The organism is Corynebacterium lujinxingii (assembly GCF_014490555.1).
GTDB lineage: Bacteria > Actinomycetota > Actinomycetes > Mycobacteriales > Mycobacteriaceae > Corynebacterium > Corynebacterium lujinxingii.
This window is the reverse complement of the sequence record NZ_CP061032.1, coordinates 2282083-2296669: the sequence shown is the minus strand read 5'-3', so window position 1 is coordinate 2296669 and position 14587 is coordinate 2282083. Positions and strand designations below refer to the sequence as shown.

Annotated in this window: 9 protein-coding genes, 1 pseudogene and 1 CRISPR repeat array; of the genes and pseudogenes, 2 read left to right on the top strand and 8 right to left on the bottom strand. The window is 60.6% G+C overall.

What is annotated here, in order from left to right:
- Positions 1–58 precede the first annotated feature (58 nt).
- The 8 genes and pseudogenes from cas2e to cas3 form a co-directional block, all read right to left on the bottom strand.
- Entirely contained in the window at positions 59–403 is a 345-nt protein-coding gene (gene cas2e, locus IAU68_RS11215; protein ID WP_171194617.1) for a type I-E CRISPR-associated endoribonuclease Cas2e, read from the bottom strand.
- Positions 400–1339 (bottom strand): annotated as a pseudogene (gene cas1e / locus IAU68_RS11210) (type I-E CRISPR-associated endonuclease Cas1e). The gene cas2e and the pseudogene cas1e overlap by 4 nt, the downstream one beginning before the upstream one ends.
- Complete coding sequence (gene cas6e, locus IAU68_RS11205; RefSeq protein ID WP_171194616.1) at positions 1339–2040, bottom strand: type I-E CRISPR-associated protein Cas6/Cse3/CasE; 702 nt, start codon at positions 2038–2040, stop codon at positions 1339–1341. The pseudogene cas1e and the gene cas6e overlap by 1 nt, the downstream one beginning before the upstream one ends.
- The gene (cas5e, locus tag IAU68_RS11200) at positions 2037–2759 is read right to left on the bottom strand and encodes a type I-E CRISPR-associated protein Cas5/CasD (protein ID WP_171194615.1); all 723 of its coding nucleotides are present in this window, start codon (positions 2757–2759) and stop codon (positions 2037–2039) included. Before cas5e ends, cas6e begins: the two co-directional genes overlap by 4 nt.
- Positions 2759–3889 carry a type I-E CRISPR-associated protein Cas7/Cse4/CasC gene (gene cas7e / locus IAU68_RS11195; protein ID WP_171194614.1) on the bottom strand — a complete coding sequence of 377 codons (1131 nt, stop codon included), beginning with the start codon at positions 3887–3889 and terminating at the stop codon, positions 2759–2761. The genes cas5e and cas7e overlap by 1 nt, the downstream gene beginning before the upstream one ends.
- 21 nt (positions 3890–3910) lie before the next feature.
- A complete protein-coding gene (casB, locus tag IAU68_RS11190; RefSeq protein WP_171194613.1) occupies positions 3911–4555 on the bottom strand; it encodes a type I-E CRISPR-associated protein Cse2/CasB in 645 nt (214 codons plus the stop codon).
- Entirely contained in the window at positions 4552–6300 is a 1749-nt protein-coding gene (gene casA, locus IAU68_RS11185) for a type I-E CRISPR-associated protein Cse1/CasA (RefSeq protein WP_171194612.1), read from the bottom strand. The genes casB and casA overlap by 4 nt, the downstream gene beginning before the upstream one ends.
- Before the next feature lie 56 nt (positions 6301–6356).
- Complete coding sequence (gene cas3 / locus IAU68_RS11180) at positions 6357–9182, bottom strand: CRISPR-associated helicase Cas3' (protein WP_231699037.1); 2826 nt, start codon at positions 9180–9182, stop codon at positions 6357–6359.
- A 268-nt stretch (positions 9183–9450) separates the two neighbouring features.
- A CRISPR array of direct repeats spans positions 9451–12409; the repeat unit is 29 nt; unit sequence GTCTGCCCCGCACCTGCGGGGATGAGCCC.
- Between the two features lie 248 nt (positions 12410–12657).
- On the opposite strand from cas3, the gene IAU68_RS11175 reads away from it, so the two are divergent.
- Together IAU68_RS11175 and IAU68_RS11170 are read left to right on the top strand one after the other, a co-directional pair.
- Entirely contained in the window at positions 12658–13302 is a 645-nt protein-coding gene (locus IAU68_RS11175) for a Fic family protein (RefSeq protein WP_171194611.1), read from the top strand.
- Positions 13303–13391: 89 nt separating this feature from the next.
- Positions 13392–14561: a Fic family protein gene (locus tag IAU68_RS11170; RefSeq protein WP_171194610.1), complete on the top strand. Its 1170-nt coding sequence runs from the start codon at positions 13392–13394 to the stop codon at positions 14559–14561.
- Positions 14562–14587 lie beyond the last annotated feature (26 nt).

Genomic DNA, 14587 nt, shown 5'->3' with positions numbered 1-14587 from the left:
CCTCGGAAGGGGCACGGCCGGTTTTCTTTTGTTCCACGTGAAACATTTGGTTTGGGGTCTATCTTGATTTGTAGCGCTTGCGCTGATGTCGCGCGTTGCTCCACCCCGTTCGGCGGGCATAAGAGTGTGGTGCGCTGGGGCGAACCATTAGCGTGAGGCCGTCATAGTCAGTAGGCGTCCAGTCGTACCTGTGCGTGCGAAACTCCATCCCCTGTTCATTGTTGCTGGAGTAAACCAGCAGAGCCCGTCCGTCTTTCACCAGGTCGGTCGTTCGTTGCCAGAGCAGCTCGCGGATCCTTGCGGATGGTTTACCGACGAAGGTTCCCGGCGCGATTTCCATCAACCATTTGCTGAGGTCTCCGCGCAGACCGGCAGGGCACGCAGTGACTACGAGAACCATCATGGTGTGGCCTCTTGTTCTGACCAATTTACGCCGGAGGCGATGACTTCTAATTCACTCCACAGGAACAGTTCGGCGTCTGAAAATGTGTCTTCATCGGTCACGTCCATGACGTATTTGAGGTCGTTGACCATTCTCGGCATGAGCCGTTTTTCCACAACCGCATCGCGCACGAGTCGTCTTACAGCAACGCCAGGCTTCATCGCTCCGGACGCTACCGCATCAAATGCTGCAGGTATGGCGATCTCCGCCTTGTAAAGGTCCGCGATGTCGTACACAAACGCGCGATCGGTCCCGTTATGCACAACCCCGAGCGGGCACAAAACCGAGCCCGGCGATAACTGCATGCGCGATGCCGTAAAGGGCCGAGTTAGCGGAGGTTAACGCTTGGTTGATCGGATCGGAAGAGTCGTAGTCATTCGGATCATAGGCGCGCCGGTTCCAATTAATTCCCACTCGTTCCGCTTCGCGGGCGTAGACCTTCTTCATCCGTGCCCCCTCGCGGCCTCGGAGCTTCGCCATAGAAAGCCCGGTGAGGTCCTCTCCAGGGAATCGCAGGCTGTACATCCGCTTTGCGCAGGCAAGCCGCTTTCTCTGGTTCGTGACTATTTCCGCTTGTAACTCCGCCATTCTCGATGACTTCGCAGGTGGTCTACCACTCGCGTAGTAACGCACGCCGCGCTCCCCTACCCACACAGTCGACACGCCGGCGTCCCCAAGAAGTGCCATGGCGGCGTAGGTAATCCGGGTTCCTGGTCCGAGGAGCAGAACAGCCAGTTGCGTGGCGGCGACATGGGCAACGCCTCGTTGGTCTGTGATCGTAAGCGCATTGCCGTCTCGGTTGACGGTGGCGCGTTCGATGTACAGAAACGAGATACGGTTGCCCATCTGGGACAAAGCCTGTCTCGCAATAGGGACTTCTTGCGGGGTGGCAGCCATTACTTCACCGGTGCGAGGGTAAGCAGGCCACAACCGTAGGCGCGCCCGCGACCAATTCCTTGAGTCAGAGTGGTCCGTAAACGGTCAGGATCGGTTACTTCGAGCGTGCCGACAAACCGTGCCTTAGAAATACGGACCGGTGGCGCGTTACGAGATTTCTTATCGCGTCGAAACACGTCCGTCCACCGTTCGAGCACCTGTGGTTGGTCTGCGACATTCCACCGTGCGCGTTCCTCGTCGGCAACGGTGTCGTCGATACGCGGCGCTAGGCAGAAGCCGGCTCGCTCAGACTGTTTGTACAACCAGTTGAGCTGATTTCGAGCGGATACATGGGGTTTCACCTTGCCACGCTTTCCTTCACGAGGTTCGGAATACGTGGGATTGGCGACGAGCTCAAAACGCCAACGCTGCCCCCGGGTCAATGCCGAAAGAAAACGCTCATAGTCGGCTGACTGAGCTGGGCGCGTGTCCCAGCCTGCCTGTTCGACAATGTGCGCCCCCGTCGGCTTCTCCGGCCCCACAATGTAAAGCACATGCTCATGCGGTCGCTTGTCGACTCGCCAAAGCACACGAGCGTCCGTCTGCGAAATGTCGGGTGGAAAGGCCGACCTGACCGCAGCATGCATGGCCTGGGGGTCGGTGAGGAGTTTTACGCCCTGTCTGCGTGCGGGGTTGAGAGAGATACGAGTCAACGTTGTCACGCGCGAACCACCGCCTCGAAGAACTCATCAGTGCCGACAGACTCTTCGACACCGTGCGGGTTGTCAAGCACAACATCCGTGCAGCGAACGACATCCCGCCACCCGTAGCGCCTGTGCTTGGGGTCAAAAGAAAGTGGGACGTCCTGCCGCGGAACCGCACCGGGTTCAGCACCGTTCGCGTCGCGGTACAGCGCGAGCGACACCTCTTTCGGTGCCTGTTGCTTATGAATATCGTTCGCGTACCAGGTCTTATGACTGCGAAGTGCGGTTTCAGCATCGGAGTCGTCGATACCGATCACCAGCCCAGGATGCACGGGACAGGAACGACGACCCATGAACAACGGATAAGTGGGTTTCCGGAGCGACTCGGCCATGCTTTCAAGCAGTGGTCGGTCATCGTGCTCTACCGCAGCCACAAACGCTGCATCCGAGAGGAAGTAGCGAGTGACCAGCTGTGCAGGGTCTTGCGGACGCGTTTGCCAAGGCTGCGCAGTCTGATAGTCGCGCAGCAAACTGCCGGACTGATCGACGCGGACCGCAAGGCGCAATTTGGCAAGGTCCTCGATGTCATCGGTGCGTCGGCGACCTTGAGCAGCTGCGATCAGTCCGACGATTCCCGATTTCGTTGGGGTGGTCGCAGTCGCTCGCGTCTTGTACCTGCTTTCATCGCCCCAGGACTGTATCGGTCCTTTAAGCAGGAGGAGTAAGGAGTGTGTCATTACTGGTCACCCACGACGCGCTCGAGAACTTCGTTAATGTTCTGCGTCAGCTCTTGCAAGGTGGTCTTCTCCGCGAGTTCAGCGAAAGAATCGGCTGTTTCACCGATACCCATGACGTAAGCCGCAAGTGGTTTGAACCCATAGACGGACTCCACATCACGTGCTTCCTGTGCGAGACGGTCCGACGCCACCTTGCGGCGAGACGCACCCTGCTTGGCTTCGACTGGAACTTCGAACGCGTTGACTAGCGAGATCGGTCGGGTATCACGGACGGCCACATAAACGAGTTCCGGGAGGGTCTGGTTTGCGAAGGTGTTGATCTTCCCGGTGGGCATGGAACTCACGAATGCCTCAATGAAGTGCTCGGCTGCGAGACGCGCAGTATCGACAGAATCCAAGTTCTTGCGAAGGCCGTCGAAGTTGATCGTTGCGTAGCGGTACATTGTCGACGACATCATTTGCACCGTGCCGATCATTCCCGCACCGGTCTCCTCGCCTTCCTCGGCAAGATCGTCTACTGCCGTGAAGTAGTCGAAGTCCGGGGTGGACCCGTGGATACCGATGGCGTGTGCAACTTGAACCGAAGCATCGACGTTGTAGGCGGCATCGTCGGCGACCATGCGACCAAACATTGCCATATCCACCGAGTGATCAGTGTCGAGGATTGCCTTCGCCTCGGCCTTGGAAGGCTTTTCGCCATCTCGCGCGAGCAGTTCCTCTACGGCACGATCGATCTGTTGCTGGCTGAGGAACAGCAGGTAGCCAGTACGCGGGTACGGGCTGGGCTTCTCTTCCGAATCATCGTTCTTCTTCGGCTTTTCAATCGCGGTCTTGATGCCGGCTGCTTTGAACAGGTCTTCTACACGTTTGATTGCTTCGTCCTGCTCGACACCTGCGTCGATGAGTCGCTGGGCGATTTTCTCCGGGAGGCGCTTCGAGCGGTCACCGATCTGCTGAGCGTCAAAGTTCTCTTCAAAGTAGCGGCGGATAGCGCGCTTCCAGGATTGCGATGACACACGCTGGCGTGGGACACCACCGAAAATCGCAGACTTCGGTGCACCCGTGTCATCGCGGTTGATCAGGGATGGCGGGACGGTTTGCAGTGCGTGAATATCAATAACGATGGACATGGTGAACCTTTCTTGAGGTGTCTAGGAGTTTGCGAAGGGGGAAGTGATTTCTGGTTCGGCTTCTGCGGCGCGTTGTGCCTTTGGCCGAAGCGTTCCGACTGCGTAGTCCCTACCCCAGCGGAGCAGGACGCCCTCGCGACGCGCGGGGTACTGAAGTGAACGCAAGTCTCGGGCGAAACTGCCGTAGTCGAATGCGAGCTCCTTGCTTCGAAGCAGCGTCACAAGAGAACGCAGATGCAGCACTCGGGACGCCTCGTCACGCGCGGACTGCATCGCGTCAAACCGGGGTTTGATCGAGTTGGATTCGCTCAGTGTCTGCAAGCGACCACACGCACGGGCAAAGGAACATTCCGTCGTATGCACTGGTTTCGTTGCACTCTGCATGTGCTGGGCGAACAAAGTGAGCGCGTTATAGGCCGCTAATTCCGAAGGAGAGGGATCATCGCCGCGGCCGAGCTCCTCGTCGCTTAGAGGCGGCTCCAGCAGAAGGAGCACCTTTTGCAGAGCCAAAGGATCGGCGCTGAAACTCCGGGCTGCACTTTGGCGTAGTTCCGCAAGAACACGTCGTGCGTCTGCGCCAGCTGCAGTTTCGGCTCGGTCCAGATAGCTTCGCTGGAGGGATGAAGCGGTGTTCCCAACGCTGAAGTGAAGGGTCGGTTTTGTCATGCTGTTTCTCCTTGTTCCGCGGAGGTCTTTGCGGTCCGGGTCTGATCGGTTGACTTGTCGCGTTTGATGAGAGGCAGATCCTTACTCAGGCGGTAGCGCAACTGTCGGTAAAGGGAACCCGCATTCACAATCCGCCCGGAGTCGTCATCTTGTGCGTCCACGACGCGGCCAACGAGTGCCCGCTGTCCTGCACCTCGGACGGCTTCGTCGGCAATGTCGAGCACCTGCTTTTCGATTTCGTATTGCCAAGCAGTCGCCTCTTTGCCTATTTCTGAAACGTCGAGGTTGCGGAGCCAGGTCAGGAACTTGGGCTCGAGAACTGTGTACAGACGGTCGGCCACGTCGGCGTCGAAGACGTATTCCCCACCTGCTGCGACTTTCAGTTGGCCAGCAAACCATCCGAGTGAAATTGCGGCGTCCTTCGTTGCTTCAGCTGCATCACGCACGTACTGGCGGTGGGCAGCAGACAGTGAGTCGTCTTTCAGCAGATGCAGCGGGAGACCCATGTTGGCGCTCACTATCGTGGCGACGGTCGAGCTCTGTGGCCCATATTCCATCGAGACGATGTGGAGGTCAGCGACTTCCTCGGTTCCTTGGTCATCTGCAACGTCCGAGAGATTCACCAGGTTCGAAGGACGCTTGGGTGCGAGATTCTTCCCTCCGAAACCGGGGTCGGAGCTTGTAGCGATCAGGGCATCCAGGGACCGCCACATCGTTCGTGTCGTGTCGTACGGGCGCGGGTAATACGCCTCAACCCCCTTCTTCGATTGGTTGGGGCTGTACCGGTACGGGGTCATCGGGTCGCCGTATACGTTCTTCCCGGCATCCGGTATCTGATCACCGTTGCTCACCAGCACGTTTACGACTGAGTCGCCCTCCGTGAACAGGCGAATTCTTCGTGATTGCCAAGTGGCAAGGTCCGCTGGGCCATGAGGGGATGGCGCATCCGGTTTTGCGAGTTTTCCTGCTCGGTCGTTGCGCTGACTTGGGGTATCTGGTTCCCGTTCCCACACGGGATGATCGTCGGCGTTACCCAGGTAAATCGTTTCCGGGGTGGAGTTCAGTAGCAGCGTTTCGAGCAACGTGGTGCCACGAATAACGGTGCCTCCCGTCATCCCGGACCATCCAGGCCCGATGGGGTATCCTTTTCCGCCCTTGACTCGCGGATCTCCCTCAACTCCAGGTTTGATACCTGAGTAGTCGTACGCCTGCGCATGTACGAGCCACCGTGCGGCCTCCGCAAACGAAAGTTTTGATCGTCCGCCGTGGGTACGCATGGTGAAGTAGTCGTGCTCCGCATCGGGGACAATGCGAGAGACGTCGTTCTTGGTCCCCTTCTTTGTGTGAAGGCCTGCCACCTGCATAAACGGCGTTTCCTCATGCAGCAGGTCGAAGCGCGATTCGTACTCCGTGAGGTAGTCCAAAACGGACTGGTCGCGTCCGTCGTTAAGCAGGGTTTGGCGCTTATCGACGAACCAGTCCTCCCACCGGAAATCCCTGCGCCCGGCCTTCGTACTCCGCAGTTGTGTTACGGACTGGTGCTGGGCCCTCCAGAAGATTGCAAGAAGCAGACGAAGAACGGCGTAGTCCTGGGTCGGTGCATCTCCAAGCACCGCGACGGGCGTTGAGCTGCCGTCGAAGATCTCTCGGATGCTTAACGTTGCCGCGCCATCGTTGGTCGTGCAAATGATCCAAGGTTCATCCAGCAAGTTAAACGATGGCGGAGTTTGCGGATGCTGGCTCATTTCTTCAACCTCCTTCGCTTTCTTCGTGTTGGTGTGCGGTGTGGCTTGGTTTTCATTTAACTTCGCCCTTCGACATCGGGATCGCTCGAATCGAACGTAGATTCCAATCCGAGTTCGGGTGAGTACTTGACTCGGAATCTGCCTAAGGAAGCCTCGCCGTTCGCATCTAGTGAGAGGGCAAGTTGCCCTTTCAACAGGTAGTGGTCGTTCCACTCCATTGGGGTGGAACGCTCGAGTGCATCGATAACGGCTTCAAAATCGGAGTCGAACCGCGTCATCCTGAGTGGCAAGCGCACCGTGCTCGATGCGAGTTGAAATGCCTGCTTGTAACTCATGGGAACCTCGCTGATGATCTGTTCTTCCCGGTCAAAGGGCGTGTAGAAACCGTCAGCCTGTTGTATCGGAATAACTTCCACGGTCGGCTCAGCGTCTCGGACTTGTGCTGCCCCCTTTTCTTCATCGCCGAGTTGGACCGTCGCTTTGGTGAGATCACCGAAAAGGTCGTGCAGCCTATGTGTGTCAAGCGGCGAATCAATCCGGAAGGACTTCGAGCGCTGATGGGCCCGGTCAATACGCTGCTCGCTTTCCGACGACGCCTCCGCCCACACTCCTTCCCACTCTTTAGGGACGGCGTGGTGGTCGCTGTATGTCGATTGGACGAGTGTGGCGACGTCGTCAGGCCGCTTGAACACGGTCGGCAGCTGCAAGAGGGTTTTCAGCAGAACGAGTGGGTCGTACACCGCGTTAGCGCCCGAGTTGATTGTCGGAGCTGGCTCAAGACTCTCGATCGCTCGGATGAACACCTGCGGCTTTCGCAGTTGCTCTGGACGATCCGATTCCGGGCGTCCATGGCGGTGGAGACGTCCGATGCGCTGGATAATCAGGTCCATCGGGGCAAGATCGGTGACAAGAACATCGGTGTCGATATCCAAACTCTGTTCCGCTACCTGGGTTGCAACAACAATTTTTCGCCAGGGCCTGCCTTCGCCACGGTGGCTGTCCGGCCCCAGCTCGTGCCGCATCCGGTCTTCTTTTTCCGAACGCTGCCAGGCCATAAAACCCGCGTGGTGGAGTTCGACCTCGCTGGAGTATGTGGCGTCGAGTACGCCGTATACTTCCTGGGCTCGAGCGATGGTGTTGCAGATGATGAGCGCCACGCCGCCGTCGACAAGCAATCGTCCAAGGAGTTCTTCCAGGGCGGTGATTGTGTCGTCGATAATTGTGATGCGAGCTTCGAGATTTGTCGGACTTTGCTCGGGTGTGACGTACCGCAGGGAGCTTTCGCCGGCGACGGTAATGAGTGGATAGGCGTTAGAGTGCTCCTCGACAGAGTTTCCGGTGTAAGCCTCGATGAGCTTCTCGCGTTCGTCGGTCGGCAGCGTTGCCGACATCATGATGACTGTCGCGCCGTAGTGCGCGAGCCATTCCAGCGTGGTGGCGAGGTAATCCGATGAATAGGCTCCGTACGAGTGAATCTCATCGAAGATGATGATCTTTCCGGCGAGCGCCGCGTGACGGAGCATCGAATACCGCTGCCTCAGCGCAAGCATGAGTACCTGGTCGACGGTGCCAACCACGATGTTTGAGAGGAGCCCACGTCGGCGCCCGCTCATCCATGAACTGGCAACCACTTCACCGTCCGCGGAAGGGTCGCTGGCATCCTCATCGATGTCTTGGAACCGCAAATTCTGAAACGGTTTGGAGAGCTGGTTCTTAGAGTGGGCGAGGTAAAGCGATGAGACCGCACCCGATTCGGTGGTGTTGCGGGCCCAGTTCATGGTGCGCTCCAAAAGCCCGTTCGCTGTAGCCATCGTCGGGGCGGCAAAGTAAACCCCCTGCGCCTCGTTGGAAGCAGCGATGATCTGCGCAGCTGCCAGCGCGGCCTCTGTCTTGCCGACGCCGGTCTCCGCTTCCAGGATGATCAAACTCGGCTCGGTGCATGTTTTTGCGACGTCGGCCATCGCCTGTTGGATCGGTCGTGCCTGGAATGTGGCAGGCCAGCCGAACGAGTTCCGGAACAGGTCGTGGATGTCGTCGCTAAGTTGCACCGGGCTCCACGGCACGGTGAGGTCGATGGCGCGCATGCCGCTTTCTACTCGCTGCGTTTGGGTTCCGGAGACAACCATCGGGAACGCATCGGGATTCGACGCAATCCAGTCCGCCATCACAATCAGCCCGGTGAGGATTTGGGCTTCCGCGGCGAGGGGGTTCCGAAGCGACTTGAGCGACTCCAGCACACCATGAACACCCACCGTTTCGGTCATCGCATCGATGAGTTCGTTGTGAACCGCACGCCATTCAGGCGGATACTCGGAGAGCACGTTGTCGATTGCGTCGCGTTCGTCACCCGACGCCACCCCGTGGTGGGCATCTACTGTCGACGACACCCAGTTAGCCTGACGACGCGAAAACCCCTTCTCCTCCAACCAGTTCCGGAGAATCAACCCCGAACTAACACTGTGCGGCATCGACTTCCTGCCTGCTTCAAGTTTGCTCATGGCGATGGGGAGTCCAGCGTCTGCGACGCGCGAAAGAAGGTGCCTGAACTCCGGTTTCATGTCGAGCTGACCCAGAAAAGTAAGGGTACCCTTACCCAAATCGTGCAGGCCAGCTAGCCAGATATAGAGCTGCCGGACTTCCTCAACAGAAAGCTTCAGGTTCTGGGCAAGGTTTTCTTTCAGGGAGTTCGAAACATACGTGTCAAAAACCACCGCAGCGACACAAGCGGAGTCGATCAAGTGCTGAGCCAGACTGAGGTGACCAGTTTCATCGCCTGATTTCGCCCACAGTGAGCGAGCCTGCGGGCTGAGCCTATCGACGAACGAATCAATCGAAGATTCGAAGTTATCCCGGCGACGGGGTGAGCCTGTCATGTTTGTCATATGAACTCCAAAGGATTGCCGTTAGCTCAAGACTGTAGCAGAAGTTTGAGTGTTGTGTGTCCCAAATGCCCCGCTTTAAATAGTTAAAATGCTGAAAAGCAGCCGATGAGGGGATGCACTAAGATCTGCACCGCCCTGTTGATTAGGGATGAGCCGTATTTAAAGAGCGGCAAGAACATTCCCCGCATCAGCGGGGTAACCTGTTAGTGGCTCGACAAAGTTGGCTCCTTACCCCTTGTGATCAGTGCTACGTCGCTGGTCGGCAAGGGTCTGCCCCGCACCTGCGGGGATGAGCCGCGTTGATCCGGTCGAACAGCTCGGTGGCGGGCGTCTGCCCCGCACCTGCGGGGATGAGCCCTGGTTGCGGAGTACCGGGCTAAGGGGTTGAAGGTCTGCCCCGCACCTGCGGGGATGAGCCCACCGAGGATGTGGCGATGGAGTACATGAAGTCGTCTGCCCCGCACCTGCGGGGATGAGCCCAGCAGGTCAACACAAAGATTTGCAACAAACAAGTCTGCCCCGCACCTGCGGGGATGAGCCCATGCTGTGGACCGACCTCATGCACGAAGTAGAGTCTGCCCCGCACCTGCGGGGATGAGCCCGGGCCGGGCGATATACGAAAACCCCCAACAGAGTCTGCCCCGCACCTGCGGGGATGAGCCCCGGCGGCTACCGTGGCGAACCCGAACGCTGGGGTCTGCCCCGCACCTGCGGGGATGAGCCCCGCTCCACACTATCCGGCAACACCTCACGGACGTCTGCCCCGCACCTGCGGGGATGAGCCCCCGGTGTTGATTCCCACCTGTTTGCGGTTGAAGTCTGCCCCGCACCTGCGGGGATGAGCCCCGCTGCACCGCAATCACGGCATAGACCGAGAAGTCTGCCCCGCACCTGCGGGGATGAGCCCCTCGCCAACATTGACAGCTACCCCGGCCCTTAGTCTGCCCCGCACCTGCGGGGATGAGCCGTCGTAGTGGATGCGGAAGTCCAACATGTCGCCGTCTGCCCCGCACCTGCGGGGATGAGCCCATCACCCCCGGCCTGGGAGACGTAGAACTCACGTCTGCCCCGCACCTGCGGGGATGAGCCCCGGTTCACAAGTGTCGCCATGATGCTTCCTTCGTCTGCCCCGCACCTGCGGGGATGAGCCGGTTCTTCGCGGGAATGTCATCGTTGCGTCTGGGTCTGCCCCGCACCTGCGGGGATGAGCCGGTGGAGAGACGGGTTCAATTCCCGTTGTGGGTGTCTGCCCCGCACCTGCGGGGATGAGCCCCGAGGACTTGCCGCGGAAGGTCAAGAACCAGGGTCTGCCCCGCACCTGCGGGGATGAGCCCCGCTCGCCGTGGGTGAACGAGGGCAACATCACGTCTGCCCCGCACCTGCGGGGATGAGCCCCGGCCAAGCCGGACAAAGGAAGGTGCAGGTCAGTCTGCCCCGCACCTGCGGGGATGAGCCGTAGTGCGTCATCTCGTGGTGGATGCGGGTGACGTCTGCCCCGCACCTGCGGGGATGAGCCCATTACGGTTCCGGCACTCCTAACTCCCACTCCGTCTGCCCCGCACCTGCGGGGATGAGCCCGGCTAGCGGGCCGCCGAGAGCGCCGATTAGCGGTCTGCCCCGCACCTGCGGGGATGAGCCCGGAGAAGCCGCTGCCGTGGCTGTATGACGCGGGTCTGCCCCGCACCTGCGGGGATGAGCCCAACGGGGCGGTGTCGATGACGTTACAGCCCGGGTCTGCCCCGCACCTGCGGGGATGAGCCCGGCGGGTACGCCTTGATGAGTGCTGCGACGGTGTCTGCCCCGCACCTGCGGGGATGAGCCCAAATGGGCAAACTACGCCGACGAACTCGCCAAGTCTGCCCCGCACCTGCGGGGATGAGCCCCTGCCCGCCGATATGCACCCGCTCCCGATCAAGTCTGCCCCGCACCTGCGGGGATGAGCCCTGCAGGATTCGGCCGGTGCATGGCGCAGGCTGGTCTGCCCCGCACCTGCGGGGATGAGCCCTGGTCAAGAACTACCAGTCCAAGCCGGGGGACGTCTGCCCCGCACCTGCGGGGATGAGCCCAAATGGGCAAACTACGCCGACGAACTCGCCAAGTCTGCCCCGCACCTGCGGGGATGAGCCCCTGCCCGCCGATATGCACCCGCTCCCGATCAAGTCTGCCCCGCACCTGCGGGGATGAGCCCTGCAGGATTCGGCCGGTGCATGGCGCAGGCTGGTCTGCCCCGCACCTGCGGGGATGAGCCCTAGCGGCCAAGGAGGAGACCTCCGCCGAGGCCGTCTGCCCCGCACCTGCGGGGATGAGCCCAGTTTGGCATTGATGCCGTTGAACACTGGCACGTCTGCCCCGCACCTGCGGGGATGAGCCGTCCCGCGCCACCTTGTAGATTTGGCCTTGGTCGTCTGCCCCGCACCTGCGGGGATGAGCCCTAGCGGCCAAGGAGGAGACCTCCGCCGAGGCCGTCTGCCCCGCACCTGCGGGGATGAGCCCGCCGCGGCATACACCTCACGTTGCAACGCCAGGTCTGCCCCGCACCTGCGGGGATGAGCCCTACTCACCGAACTAAGCACCGTGGAGGACGAGGTCTGCCCCGCACCTGCGGGGATGAGCCCTGGCCAGCCAGATTCTCGAACGGAATCTCCGTGTCTGCCCCGCACCTGCGGGGATGAGCCCAACGGGTCTTGGTAGGTGCCGTCACAGAGGCGGTCTGCCCCGCACCTGCGGGGATGAGCCGTGCCCATCCCCGTCGGGGTGAACACCGTGCAGGTCTGCCCCGCACCTGCGGGGATGAGCCCCCGCGCCCAATGGCTCAAATACGACGACATGCGTCTGCCCCGCACCTGCGGGGATGAGCCCTACTTCACCGGCGTAATCGCCAAGCTCGAAGCGTCTGCCCCGCACCTGCGGGGATGAGCCCGTCTTGCCTGGGACGCGATGAACTGCGCCGCCTGTCTGCCCCGCACCTGCGGGGATGAGCCCTCCACGCCATCCAGTCGCACGCCGGCGACCTCCGTCTGCCCCGCACCTGCGGGGATGAGCCCAAGAAGGAGATGGACCAGGCATGGAAGGGCATGTCTGCCCCGCACCTGCGGGGATGAGCCTCGTGCGATGGGGTGGTCGGATCGTCCGCATTTGTCTGCCCCGCACCTGCGGGGATGAGCCCTTTGAACGCCTTTTAGCGCACGTTCGCTAACGGTCTGCCCCGCACCCGCGGGGATGAGAACAGCACGCCGTTGCCGGTCGCGCACTCCCGCCCGAGACCGCACGAGCCCTGCCGTTCTAAAAGTGCACAACCAATAGCTGAAAGTAGCGCACCACGCCTCGCAAAACCCCAGGTCGCAGTTTTCCGAGACCGTTACTTCCAGCTACTGCTCCGCTCCGGCGGGCGGCGGGCGGCCGGCGGTGGGGGCCGAGGCAGCCAGTCCCCTACACTCGATCCCATCAACCCCAACCGCCGGAACCGGGAGGCCCCATGAACGTCGGCCAACTCCTCGAGGTCATCTTCACCGCGGGTGTCGTCTTCGACAACCTCTCCACCAGCAGACCCGCCACGGCCCGGTTCCTCGAAACCGGTGACACCACCGGCGTACGCGGCCGCGGAGACCTCGCCCTGCTCGAGGATCTTAAGGCAGCCGGCGAGTTCATCCTTAGCAACACCGCAACTCCCATAAGCGCTGCTTACCTGCGACGTATCAACGCCACACTGACGCGAAGCGCCGCGCTCAACCCGGGCAGTTTGCGTACCGACGACCAGGGCATCGGCGTGCGCACCCGCTACGGTCGCCACGAGCCGTCGGCGGTGTCGGAGCAGGCGTTGGACATGCTGGTCACCGAGGCGCTCAACAGCGACACCAGCAAAGACGCGGCCGTTGATCTCTTTCTCGAGATCGCCCGCGCGCAGCCGTTCGAAGACGGCGACAAGCGCACCGCGATCTTCGCTGCAAACAGTTACCTTCTCGGCGAGGGGTCGAGCCTGCTCCTTACGGTCCCCTTCGATGAGAAGGACCCGTCAGTCGCCGAGCACTTCAACGACCTGCTTGCCCGGTTCTACGTCTTCGGTGAGAAGGAGCCGGTGCGTGAGTTGTTGGTGCGGCAAGCGTACGTCGATAAGCGCTAGCGCCGCGTCATAGGGTCCCCGACCAACCTTGGTGTTCCGCTAAAACCACCAAAGATAAGGTCATAAGTTTGGTGGTAGGGTCGAAAGCCATGACTTGGCCCAAAATCAGCGGTGAAACGCTTCCGTGGACGCCATCGCCGGATGGTTACTCGCGGCGGGCGATGCGGAATGCGCCTCGTCAATACGAGGCTGCGCTGGTGCCGAGGATTGCCGCGTCGGAGGTGGAGCTGTCTCCGGAGACCCAAACGATTCTGGACACGGCAACTATTGAGGCGGTTCGCTTCGACACTGCTGAGGCGCACCGGGTTGTTCCGTTTACACCGTTGTTGTTGCGAAGTGAGTCTGTTGCTTCGAGCCGGATTGAGCAGCTCACGTCGTCGGCAAGAAAATTGCTAGAAGCGGAAGTGACTGGCCGCGGTAGCGCGAATGCGAACCTGATTGTGGCCAACACGCGACAGATGGCTGCTGCGGTCGAGAGTGCGAAAGCAGACGTGCAGGGAATCGTCGAGATGCATCGGATTCTCCTCGAGCAATCCGCGCCCGAGATTGCGGGGAGGCTGCGCGACCAGCAGGTCTGGATTGGCGGCAGCGATTTTTCATCCTCCGGTGCCTTGTTCGTGCCCCCGCACCACCGCCACCTTGAGGCGTTGATGGAGGACCTGGGCAAATTCATACAGCGTGAAGATGTGCCCGCACTGGCGCAGGCGGCCATCGCCCATGCGCAATTCGAGACGATCCATCCCTTCGCCGACGGCAACGGTCGGACGGGTCGAGCGCTGGTTCATGTCATACTTCGAAGCCGTGGCTTAGCGACGACCACAGCACTGCCAATTTCCGCCGGCCTGCTCACAGATTCCGAGCGGTACTTCGCGGCGTTGGATGGGTACCGCGATGGTGACGTAGATGGCATTGTGCAGTTGTTTGCGCGTGCGTCGATCGAAGCGGCTCGGCGCGGAGCCTGGCTTGCCTCGGAGCTCACGCAGATTCGTGGAGAGTGGGAGACCCTGCTCACAGCCCGTGCGGGTGCGCTTGCGTGGAGGGTGTTGGACCTGCTTATCCAGCGCCCGGTGCTCACTACTGCAGCTGTTTCCGCCGAGTTCGGCGTTTCGGCAGAGACCGCACGTAATGCTCTCGAACGGCTTGAAGCCGACGGGATTGTTGCCTCGGCGCAGCTGGATCGGCGGCAGCGTGGATGGCGCTCGCTCGATGTGCTTGAACTTCTCGACGAATTCGCCGACCGTGCCGGCCGTCGCAATTAACGGGATGCGCTGCCAAAACCCTGTAG

What these genes read in the sequence shown, in the direction of transcription:
- cas2e (WP_171194617.1), bottom strand. Translation starts at nt 403, where the DNA reads ATGATGGTTCTCGTAGTCACTGCGTGCCCTGCCGGTCTGCGCGGAGAC.
- cas5e (WP_171194615.1), bottom strand. Translation starts at nt 2,759, where the DNA reads ATGACACACTCCTTACTCCTCCTGCTTAAAGGACCGATACAGTCCTGG.
- cas7e (WP_171194614.1), bottom strand. Translation starts at nt 3,889, where the DNA reads ATGTCCATCGTTATTGATATTCACGCACTGCAAACCGTCCCGCCATCC.
- casB (WP_171194613.1), bottom strand. Translation starts at nt 4,555, where the DNA reads ATGACAAAACCGACCCTTCACTTCAGCGTTGGGAACACCGCTTCATCC.
- casA (WP_171194612.1), bottom strand. Translation starts at nt 6,300, where the DNA reads ATGAGCCAGCATCCGCAAACTCCGCCATCGTTTAACTTGCTGGATGAA.
- cas3 (WP_231699037.1), bottom strand. Translation starts at nt 9,182, where the DNA reads ATGACAAACATGACAGGCTCACCCCGTCGCCGGGATAACTTCGAATCT.
- IAU68_RS11175 (WP_171194611.1), top strand. Translation starts at nt 12,658, where the DNA reads ATGAACGTCGGCCAACTCCTCGAGGTCATCTTCACCGCGGGTGTCGTC.
- IAU68_RS11170 (WP_171194610.1), top strand. Translation starts at nt 13,392, where the DNA reads ATGACTTGGCCCAAAATCAGCGGTGAAACGCTTCCGTGGACGCCATCG.